Source organism: Marivita sp. S2033 (genome assembly GCF_046592965.1).
In the GTDB taxonomy this organism is placed as follows: Bacteria; Pseudomonadota; Alphaproteobacteria; order Rhodobacterales; family Rhodobacteraceae; genus Marivita.
Map to the genome: position 1 here is coordinate 1 of NZ_JBISBV010000047.1, position 1,181 is coordinate 1,181.

Below are 1,181 nucleotides of genomic sequence, written 5' to 3' on the forward strand. Positions count from 1 at the left end.
ATGGGCAAGGAAAAGTTTGAGCGCGGCAAGCCGCACTGCAACATTGGCACGATTGGTCACGTTGACCACGGCAAGACGACGCTGACGGCGGCGATCACCAAGTACTTTGGTGATTTTCAGGCCTATGACCAGATCGACGGCGCGCCCGAGGAGAAGGCCCGCGGGATCACGATCTCGACCGCGCACGTGGAATACGAGACCGACGCGCGTCACTATGCGCATGTCGACTGCCCCGGCCACGCCGACTACGTCAAGAACATGATCACCGGTGCGGCGCAGATGGACGGCGCGATCCTGGTGGTGAACGCGGCTGACGGCCCCATGCCGCAAACCCGCGAGCACATCCTGCTCGGTCGCCAGGTGGGCATCCCCGCCATGGTGGTGTTCCTCAACAAGGTCGACCAGGTCGATGACGAGGAGTTGCTGGAGCTGGTCGAGATGGAAGTGCGCGAGCTTCTGTCGGAATACGATTATCCGGGCGACGACATTCCGATCATCGCAGGCTCTGCGCTGGCGGCGATGGAAGGCCGTGATCCCGAGATCGGCGAGAACAAGATCCGCGAACTGATGGCGGCGGTTGACGAGTACATCCCCCAGCCCGAGCGCGCGATCGACCAGCCGTTCCTGATGCCGATCGAGGACGTGTTCTCGATTTCCGGCCGCGGCACGGTTGTCACCGGTCGTATCGAGCGTGGCGTCATCAACGTGGGTGATTCCATCGAGATCGTCGGCATCAAGGACACCAAGACCACGACCTGTACCGGTGTGGAAATGTTCCGCAAGCTGCTCGATCGCGGTGAAGCGGGCGACAACGTGGGCGTCCTGCTGCGCGGCATCGACCGTGAGGGCGTGGAGCGCGGCCAGGTTCTGTGCAAGCCGAAATCTGTGAACCCGCACACCAAGTTCGAAGCCGAGGTCTACATCCTGACCAAGGAAGAGGGTGGCCGTCACACGCCGTTCTTTGCGAACTACCGTCCGCAGTTCTACTTCCGCACGACCGACGTGACCGGCACCGTGACGCTGCCCTCGGGCACCGAGATGGTGATGCCGGGCGACAACCTGAAGTTCGACGTCGAGCTGATCGCCCCGATCGCGATGGAAGAGGGCCTGCGCTTCGCCATCCGCGAAGGCGGCCGCACCGTCGGCTCCGGCGTCGTGTCGAAAATCGTCGCGTAACCGAC

The 1,181-nt window shown here is 62.9% G+C and carries 1 protein-coding gene; it reads left to right on the top strand.

Features of this window, described 5'->3' with window-relative positions; genetic code table 11:
- Positions 1 to 1,176 (top strand): elongation factor Tu (gene tuf / locus ACGKZZ_RS17245; protein ID WP_411224751.1); only part of this gene is annotated, 1,176 nt, incomplete at its 5' end.
- Positions 1,177 to 1,181 lie beyond the last annotated feature (5 nt).